The organism is Bhargavaea cecembensis DSE10 (assembly GCF_000348905.1).
Classification (GTDB): Bacteria; Bacillota; Bacilli; order Bacillales_A; family Planococcaceae; genus Bhargavaea; species Bhargavaea cecembensis.
The window spans coordinates 1-9384 of the sequence record NZ_AOFT01000031.1; the positions used below are offsets into that span (position 1 = coordinate 1).

Consider the following 9384-nt stretch of genomic DNA (forward strand, 5'->3'; position numbering starts at 1 on the left):
ATTGTTGATGTCGTTTGTAGCGACCTTTTTAATATAACACGCTGCAAAGCTTACGTCAACATCTTTTTTCACTTTGTTTTGTTCAGTGCGTCTCACTCAGAAGCGCAACGTTGATAACTATACAATGATTTTCCGGACAGCGCAAGCCCTTATCACATAGTCGGAACCTTTCGTCAGCGGTGTCTATTCAAAGCATTTGAAAAAGGACATGGCCGGTATTCCTTTCCGGCCATGCCCTCTTTAAATCACACGCTTCCCACTGCGGGATCACTGCAGATCATTGAATCCCTTTCTTTTTCACTTCGGTCAGTGAGTGATCGATTATGGAGATGATCGACTCCACTTCTTCCTTGTTGATGCAGAATGGCGGAGCGAAAGCGAGTGTATCCTGTCCTTCATACACGATGCTTCTTGCCAACAGACCGTGGTTCAGCGCTTCCTCTACGACCTTGACGGATACCGGCTCGGAGAAACGGGTATTGGTTTCCTGGTCTCTTAGGATTTCAAATGCTCCGAGCAGCCCGATTCCCCGGATATTGCCGATCTCCTCGTGTCGCTCTGCCAGCCAGTTAAAGCCTTTCTGCAGTTCCTCACCCATATTCTGTACGTTTTCGATCAGGTTCTCTTCTTCGATGATTTCCAGGTTCTTTAGTGCCACGGCACAGCACATCGGGTGGGCGCTGTAGGTGTATCCGTGCATATAGACCCCTTCTGTCAGTTCAATGAGTTCATTTCTGAGCGGTTCGGAAATGACCATGCCTCCGATTGGGGCATAACCGCTGGAGATCCCTTTCGCGATCACCATCATGTCCGGAATCGTACCGAAGTTCTCGATGCCGAAGTTTTTGCCCGTTCGGCCGAAGCCGCAGATCACTTCATCCGCGATGAAGAGAATGTCGTTCTGATCGCAGATTTCCCGGATTTCTTTAAAGTAATTCTTAGGGGGCAGGTTGACGCCGCCTGATCCCTGGACTGGCTCAGAAATAAACGCCGCAATGGTTTCCGCTCCTTCCCGCTCGATGAGTTCCTTCAGCGCTTCTATTGAAGAATCCACATAATAGAAGTCCGGTGCCAGTGAAGGAAAGTCTCTGAAAGCTGGCAGACCTGTTGCACTGGAGGCACCAACAGATACCCCATGATACGATTTCTGGCGCGAAATGATTTTCTTCTTAGCCGGCTTGCCTTTTAGTCTCCAGTAATAGCGCGCCGTTTTAAATGCTGTGTCGTTGGCGTCCGAACCGCCTGATGTAAAGAAGGTCATCGTCAAATCTCCCGGAGCCATCTCCGCGACCTTTTCAGCTAGACGAATTCCTGGTTCGTGGCTGTTCGTGGCAAATGTCGAGCTGAAAGCGAGTTTCTTCATTTGTTCCGCCGCAGCTTCTGCAAGTTCTTCCCGGCCGTGGCCGATATTCACGTTCCACAGAGAAGACAGAGCGTCGATCACTTGTTTCCCTCGGACATCTTTCAGGTAGATCCCTTTTCCTTCGGTGAAAATAAAACCGGGACCCTTTTCCTGTTGCTGTTTAAAAGAAGACGTAGGGTGCATGAAATGCTTTTTATCGATCGCTGCCAATTCCTCATATTTTCTTTGTACACTTTCCATCGTTTTCATCGTCATATTGTTTCCCTCCATTAACAAATCGATATATTTGGTCTTTCCTTACTGCTGATTACCGCAAATGCCGATCACTTTTCATTGATGGCCCCGGACGGCCCCCGGATACGTGACTTTCTTTTTTCTCGGCGCAGCCTTGTAGACCTCGATGTTTTCCTGCAACCCTTCCTCCGCGGTCTCCGCCATTTTCTCCGCTTCCACCGGAACTGCTTCGTCTGCCCTGATGGTTTTGAATAAGGAGACGCCCATCAGGAGCAAGATGACCGTGAACGGCAGCGCTGCCACCAAGGAAGCCGTTTGGAGACCCTGCAGTCCGCTGCTGATGATGAGAACTGCCACAATGGCAGACATCAGTACGCCCCAAATAACTTTGACCAGATTGCTCGGGTTGGGATCTCCATTTGTCGTCATCATTCCGAGTACGAAAGTGGCCGAGTCAGCGGATGTCACGAGGAATGTGACGATCAGTAAAATGAAGGTGACAGACAGTACTGTGCTCACCGGGAAGTTATCAAAGGTGGCAAACAGCGCACTTGTGACATCGTTTTGCACCGCTCCGGCAATATTCGTCTCCTGGAACAGATCCATATAAAGGGCGGTCCCGCCAAATACGGCGATCCACACGACTGCAATGAACGGCGGGACAATCAACACTCCAAAAACAAATTCTCGTATGGTCCGTCCCTTTGAAATTCGTGCGATAAACGTTCCGACGAAAGGCGACCATGCCAGTACCCAGGCCCAATAGCCGACTGTCCAGCCCTTCGACCACGTATTTCCGTCATACGGGGAAAGCCCGAGGCTCATCCCGAAGAAATTCTGGATGTAATCCCCTATGCCCAATGCCAAAGCTTCCAGTATGAACTGTGTTGGCCCGAGAAACAGGACAACCAGGATCAGTCCGATAGCGAGGCTTAGATTCAGAGTACTGAGAATCTTGATCCCCTTATCCAGTCCCGTTAATGCAGAAGTCAAATACAGCAGCAGCAGTCCGCCGGTAATGATCAAAAGGAAAAGCGTATTTTGCGGAACGTCAAACACATAATTGAGCCCGCCATTGATCTGCAGGATCCCCATTCCGACGGATGTGGCGACACCCAAAACCGTCGCGATGACCGCCAGAATATTGATCGCATTTCTCAGCGGCTTCTTGCCGCTCTTCCCTATGACCGGGTTCAGCGTGTCGCTGATCATTCGGCCCTCCCTTTTCCGAAATTGGAAGTAGGCCAAAGCCAGACCGACTATCGTGAACACCGACCATTGGTGCACGCCCCAGTTAAAAAAGGAATACTGCATGGCCTGTCTTCCGGCCTCCGCGCTAAAGCCTTCCATTCCCGACGGCGTATTGGCAAAATGGCTCATCGGCTCGGCAATTCCCCAGAACACAAGGCCTGCGCCAAATCCTGTGCTGAACAGCATTCCGATCCAGGCGAAGTAGGAGTATTTGGGCTTTTCATCGTCCCTTCCCAATTTGATCCGCCCATATTTACTGACTGCAAGCCCGAAACAGAAGAGGACGATCGCCAGGACCGAGAGCAAATAGAACCATCCGAATGCATCCGTTGTAAAGCTATACGCCGTGTCTGCCCATCTGGACAAACCTGCAGGGTTCACCGTCCCCCATAAGACGAGTAAGGTGATGACCGCCGTCGATGTCCAAAAGACGATGTTCATATGCTTTGCTCTAGTTTTTGGTTTCATATTATGACTCCTTTAGTCTCCGGAAACCTAAACAGCGGAAAGAGGGAATCTCCTATACAGACCGCTTTTGCGCTAGCTTAAAGCTCACGACTTTCGGCTCTGTCATTTCCTGAATCGTAAACTTGACCCCTTCCCGCCCTAAACCGGATCCCTTCACCCCTCCAAATGGCATACCGTCAATCCTGTAATCACTGCTGTCATTGATCATAATCCCGCCGACATCCATCTTTCCGATTGCTTCGAAGGCTTTATCAATATTGGACGTAAATATTCCGGCCTGCAGCCCATAGTTCACATCGTTCGATTGGTCAATTGCCGAATCAAGGTCGGAAACCGGATACAGCAGTACGACGGGGCCAAAGATTTCTTGCCGGGCAATGGTGCAATCCGGCGGAACATCGGTCAGCACAGTCGGAGGATAAAAGGCACCCTCCCGCTTTCCGCCCGTTAATCGTCTGGCCCCCATCGCAATCGCTTCATCCACCCAGCGCTCAACCCGGATGGCTTCCGTCTCATTGATCATGGGCCCCATATCCGTTGTATTCAGCATTTTGTCTCCAACCTGATATTGCTGAACCCGATTAACGAAGGAAGAAGAGAACGTTTCATAACGATCTTCTTCAATATAGATCCGCTGCACACCCAGACAGTTTTGCCCCACTGCATAAAAGGCACCTGACACCGTAGACTCCACAGCTTTTTCAATATCCGCATCGTTGAGCACAATGACAGGGGAATTCGACCCGAGCTCCATGCTGATCTTTTTCAGGCCGGCTTTCCGCGCAATTTCTTCGCCTGTTTCCAGACCTCCTGTGAACGAAACCATCCGGATCGCAGGGTGGGTCACCAGAAGATCGCCGATAACACTGCCCTTGCCTGTAATCACTGACAGTACCTTGGACGGTAATCCGGCCTTTTCAAATGCCTCCGCAAGCAAAAGTGCACTTAGTGGCGTAACTGTGGCCGGTTTCACGATGATGGCGTTGCCAGAGGCAATTGCCGGTCCCACCTTGTGGGCCACCAGATTTAATGGATCGTTAAATGGGGTGATGGCCGCAACAATCCCAATCGGAAATCTGTAGTAATAACCGACCCTGTCTTCGCTGCCCTCAGCCTGATCGAAAGGAATGGTCTCGCCATTGATGCGCCTTGCTTCCTCTGCACTGATCCTCAGCGTCTGGATGCAGCGCTTGACTTCAGCTGTCGCTTCTCTGATGGTCTTGCTGCCTTCCAGTGCAATCGTAGCCGCATATTCCCCTAGATTTTCGTCGATATACGCAGCCGCTTTATTCAGGATGTTCATTCTCTGATGGACGGGCATGGAAGCGGCGACCTTAGCCCCTTCCTTAGCTCCTTCAATTGTCAGCAGCATGTCCTCTTCTGATGCCGCCGGAACCGTACTGATGAGTGAGTTGTCCTGAGGATTGCACACCTCGATGACTTCCTCTTTTTCGACCCATTTGCCGGCGATGAGCATTGGCTTTCCAAGCACTTTAGTATTCAATCAACCTGCACCTGCCTTTCAAGAAATGGTTTCTCCGGTTAATAGCCTGATTGCGGACTCTGCCAGGATCTCCGCTCCCAATAGCATGCAGCGTTCATCCAGGTCGAAAGTGTTCGTATGCAAATCCCGTCTGACCCCGTCCGGAAGAGCACAGCCGAGGAAAAACATCGCACCCGGAACTTCCTGTGTCATATAGCCAAAATCCTCGCCTCCAAGACCAAACTTCTCTTCGACAATTTGAATAGTAGGAATTAAGTCTGCTGCAGTCTGTTTGATGATGGTATTGACTGCGGCATGATTATTCAGCGCAGGTTCACCTCGATCTACTCTGAACGAATAGGTCCCTCCGAATGCTTCGACCACTTGAAATGCTTTTTCGATCTCGGCGCTCAGCTGCTCCCTCACCTCGTTTGAATAAGTCCGCAGCGTTCCCGTCACTTCCACCTCTTCTGGGATGACATTGCTCGCTGCGCCGGTGTGGATTTCACCGATACTGGCAACTGCTGTGTCCAGCGGGGAAATTCTCCTGGATGTCACTCCGTAAAACGCCTGCAAGACAGAAGCGAGCATCCAGATTGGGTCGGTGCCCAGATGCGGGTATCCGCCATGGCCGCCCGATCCCCTGATTTTGCCGCGGAATACATCCACATTCGCCATGCTGTATCCGTCGTTAAGTTGGATCGTTCCAACCGGATGCCATGGGCAGACATGTAGCGCAATGATGGAGTCAACGCCTTCCAAAACGCCGTCTTCAATCATCCTCTGGGCACCGGACCGCCCTTCTTCATCGGTGTCTTCTTCCGAAGGCTGAAAAATGAGCTTGACGGTTCCGCGTAACTGTACTGATCGAAATTTTTCAGCCAACAATTTGGCAACACCCAGCAAAATGGCCGTATGGGCATCGTGGCCGCAAGCATGCATGACACCTGTGTGCTCCGACTGGAAGCCATGGCCGGTGTTCTCTTCGATCGGCAGTGCGTCCATATCTGCCCGGATTGCCACTGTCCGTCCTTCACCATTTGACAGGGTTGCAACCACACCGGTTTTCCCGATGGCGGTTTGGACGGTAACCCCCTCGACCTCCCCTAACCTTTCGGCAACAAATTGAGCTGTTTTGAATTCATTGAAACTGAGCTCGGGAAATCTGTGGAGGTGTCTTCGCCACGCAATCAGCTGCTGCTCCAAACTTTTTGCGATTACAGTTGTGTGCTCGCTATGGACCGGCATACCCAACACCCCTTTGTTAAGCGCTTTCATTTTATTGGTCATTTGTACACTGATCCCGTTAAATAATGGCCTGCAGATGGTCTTTTACAATCAGGCCGCGCTCAAAATCAGTCAATACTTCGCAGCCGGTTTCTGTCACTCTGAATGATTCAGTGATCTCAATTCCATAGTCCTCAAACCAAAGTGCCGGTATCAGGTGGAAAGCCATATTTGGCTGTAAAACAGTGTGATCTCCTTTTCGGAGACTCGCGGTATGCTCGCCCCAATCAGGCGGGTAGTTTAGTCCGATGGAATAGCCGATTCTGGAGTCTTTGCTGATACCATGTTTTGATATGACAGTGTTCCAGGCAAGTTCTACTTCCTCGCATGTAATCCCCGGCTTCACCTTATCCAATGCAGTGTTCAATCCTTCTACCAATATCTTCGAGGTTTCCAGCGCTTTGTCTGCCGGTTTCCCAATTGAAACGGTTCTTGCCAGCGGGGAATGATAGCGCTGGTGGCAACCGGCCAATTCAATGAGCACCATTTCGTTATTGGTGTATTTTCGGTCCGTCCATGTCAGATGTGGGGTTGATGTGTTTTTACCTGCCGGCAGCAGAGGGACGATGGACGGATAATCTCCGCCATACTCCGGCGTTCCGCTGATTAGCCCGCTGTAGATGTTGGCTGCCACATCGCATTCCCTGACTCCTTCCTGAATGGACTCCACTGCAGCCTGCATGCCGATTCCCGCAATGCGGGCCGCTCTTTTCATATATTCGATTTCCTTCTCCGATTTAATGAGCCGGACGTAATTCACAAGAAGCGTCGCATCAGAGAATTGGGCATTCGGCAAATTGCTCTTTAGTTTTTCGTAAGCCAGCGCTGAGAAGTAATAGGAACCCATCTCGACACCGATCTTCCGTTTGGATTGGCCGATTTGAGTCAGGATCTTGGCGATGAAATCCATCGGGTGCTTTAAATCGTTTTGAATATGATCTTCCGGATAAGGGATGATGTTGTCTTTATAAAGCCATGTCGTTGCCTCGGCTGCTTTGGCGTCCATTTTCCTGCCGATCCAGATCGGCTGGTCTTCATCGCTGATCACAATCAGCATTTGGTCAACATAAAAGGACCACCCGTCATAGCCTGAAAGATAATTCATGTTTGCAGGATTTGTAATCAGCAGCACATCAATTCCTTGGTCCGACATACTCTCCTTTGTCTTCTCCAACCGGGCCTTGTACTCTGTTAATCCGAAAGGCAACATCTGCGTTCCTCCTTTTGATCATTCATTGAATTCTGTCCGCTGAAACAAAGAAGCCTTTCAGCTTTTGATCAACCGATCTTGTAAGGATGATTATAAATTCTAAAAATTTATAATTCATCTGCAACTTTGTATGAAATCCTTTTTGAGCCGTTCATACACTTTTCATAAGAAAAATGGAACCGGAGATTAATCATTCCGGTCCCATTTATGAGTTAGATGTCCTGTTTTCATTTTAATTACACCGGTCGACCAGACCCTAATACTGAAGTTCAATAAAAACAAATCATCAGGATTGACAAGAGATAGCTTGGTCAGTGACTCGATCTTGCGTAACCGGTAAAGAAGCGATTGACGGTGAAGATTCAGCTCCCTGGCTGTCTGGCTGACATTCCCGTTGTTGTTGTTGTACGTGATGAACGTCTTGATCAGATCCATCTCTCTTTTTTCATCATACTCAACTAAGGGCGACACAGTGGAGATCGTGATATCTTTGACTTCCTCATTGCCGGCCAGGTTCAGCATCAGCCGGTTCATCTGTGTCTCATCAAAATAGGTCCGCTTCCCAATGCCTCTTTGGGTTCTGCCCATTTCCAAAGCAGCTGTCGCTTTTTGAAAGCTGCCGGAAAAATTACGGACACCATCCTTGTTCATTCCGATTCCCCAAGAAAACGTCACACCGGGCAATAAGTGGCTGAACCTTCTTTCCACCAGATCCAGGAACTGATTGACCGCATCTGGTGCAGGACTGCTGGATGCCTCCACAAATACAATCACTTGATCAGACTCATATGCGAACAAAACCTGTCGCTGCACATTCTCTCCTGCATACAGCATTCCTTCTTTGATATAGATGGCGACCCTATCCAACTTCGTCCTTCTCGATTCATCAGGTGCCGCATTGTGATCGATGGAGTCTTTAAGGTCTTCCGGAAAGCCGATGATGCAGAGATACGGAAGATCAAGGTTGTATTTAAAGAATTCTGCATGTGAAGCCACATGCTCTTCAGACATTGTTTCCCCTTTTGCCAACCCCAGCAAGAATTCATTTTGCATCCTGCTTTCGGCCTCAATCACCGCACTGTTTCGCGTGAACCATAAAGCCGCTGCGACCACAGCTTGCTCTGCAATCATCATTTCCTGTTCCTTCATCCTGTTTCCCGACTCGGAAAGAATGAAAAAATCACCTTTACGGCCGACATCGGATTGGATGTTCAGATGGATCAGTTCCACATTTCCGCTCTCCACTTTCTTGATCTCAGCATGCCTCGGATGATTAGATTCATGGGTGGCTGACTTCTCTTCCACCTGTTTCCACAAAGTGAACACTTCATCCGGATCCGCGCTGCCCGCTATCGGCTGCCTCTTCTCGTTGCAAATCAGTACAGACCGACTTAACTCCTGTTCAACGAAACCCGAAATATGTTCCAATGTTCTTCCTTCAAGGACCTTCTGGATCAGCTGCTGTTGCACTTCCCGAAAGCGCATCGTTTCAGACTGTTTGAGTTCATTCAGTTTATTCATTACTTCATGGACAATGTCCGCAAATCGAATTTCCCAAGGAAGTTCGATAATAATAAACTCCCGATCTTCAGCAAATTGAATGACCTCTTCCGGAATTTCAAATATATATCTGCCTGTTGCAATGGCCAGGGCGGTGGCTCCGGAGTCGTAGACATCTTTTATAAATGACAATAGCTCATCTGAATTTTCATGGCACCCGATACCGGTACTCAAAACGAATTCATTCTCACGGACAAAATTTTCAACAGGACTTTCCATGACTGATACCCACTCAACCGATTTGTTGGAAATGGTCTCTTCCCCGGTTTTGAGAGTGGCATTCTTAAATAAACATGAGTCGGTAATTTCCTTGACTGATAACAGCATCCTGATCACCCCTGTGGCATTCTCATGTTGTACAAGGAGACTTCTCCTGCAAGCACGTTATCTTTTATTGTAAATTAAATCCACTTGCTTGTAACCACCGGATTTTATATTTTAACAATATTCAGTAACTATATGATAACCGGGTTGCATGGGAGCTTCTTGATCACTACAGTCGCCATGAATGATAAATGCACAAAAAAA

The 9384-nt window shown here is 49.0% G+C and carries 6 protein-coding genes; all 6 read right to left on the reverse strand.

Features of this window, described 5'->3' with window-relative positions; genetic code table 11:
- Positions 1-277: 277 nt before the first annotated feature.
- Positions 278-1618 (reverse strand): aminotransferase family protein, encoded by a 1341-nt coding sequence (locus C772_RS15835; RefSeq protein WP_008301597.1) that lies wholly within the window; start codon positions 1616-1618, stop codon positions 278-280.
- 75 nt (positions 1619-1693) lie between these two features.
- Positions 1694-3316 (reverse strand): BCCT family transporter, encoded by a 1623-nt coding sequence (locus tag C772_RS15840; RefSeq protein ID WP_008301600.1) that lies wholly within the window; start codon positions 3314-3316, stop codon positions 1694-1696.
- 52 nt (positions 3317-3368) lie between these two features.
- Positions 3369-4793 carry an aldehyde dehydrogenase family protein gene (locus C772_RS15845; RefSeq protein WP_008301602.1) on the reverse strand — a complete coding sequence of 475 codons (1425 nt, stop codon included), beginning with the start codon at positions 4791-4793 and terminating at the stop codon, positions 3369-3371.
- 45 nt (positions 4794-4838) lie between these two features.
- Positions 4839-6005, reverse strand: coding sequence for a M20 metallopeptidase family protein (locus C772_RS15850; protein ID WP_235046418.1), 1167 nt, complete (start codon positions 6003-6005; stop codon positions 4839-4841).
- A 100-nt stretch (positions 6006-6105) separates the two neighbouring features.
- Positions 6106-7296: a M24 family metallopeptidase gene (locus C772_RS15855; protein ID WP_008301605.1), complete on the reverse strand. Its 1191-nt coding sequence runs from the start codon at positions 7294-7296 to the stop codon at positions 6106-6108.
- Positions 7297-7482: 186 nt separating this feature from the next.
- Entirely contained in the window at positions 7483-9183 is a 1701-nt protein-coding gene (locus tag C772_RS15860; protein WP_008301608.1) for a PucR family transcriptional regulator, read from the reverse strand.
- Positions 9184-9384 lie beyond the last annotated feature (201 nt).

Coding starts and splice junctions, on each gene's coding strand:
- C772_RS15835 (WP_008301597.1), bottom strand. CDS start 1,618: ATGACGATGAAAACGATGGAAAGTGTACAAAGAAAATATGAGGAATTG.
- C772_RS15840 (WP_008301600.1), bottom strand. CDS start 3,316: ATGAAACCAAAAACTAGAGCAAAGCATATGAACATCGTCTTTTGGACA.
- C772_RS15845 (WP_008301602.1), bottom strand. CDS start 4,793: ATGCTCATCGCCGGCAAATGGGTCGAAAAAGAGGAAGTCATCGAGGTG.
- C772_RS15855 (WP_008301605.1), bottom strand. CDS start 7,296: ATGTTGCCTTTCGGATTAACAGAGTACAAGGCCCGGTTGGAGAAGACA.
- C772_RS15860 (WP_008301608.1), bottom strand. CDS start 9,183: ATGCTGTTATCAGTCAAGGAAATTACCGACTCATGTTTATTTAAGAAT.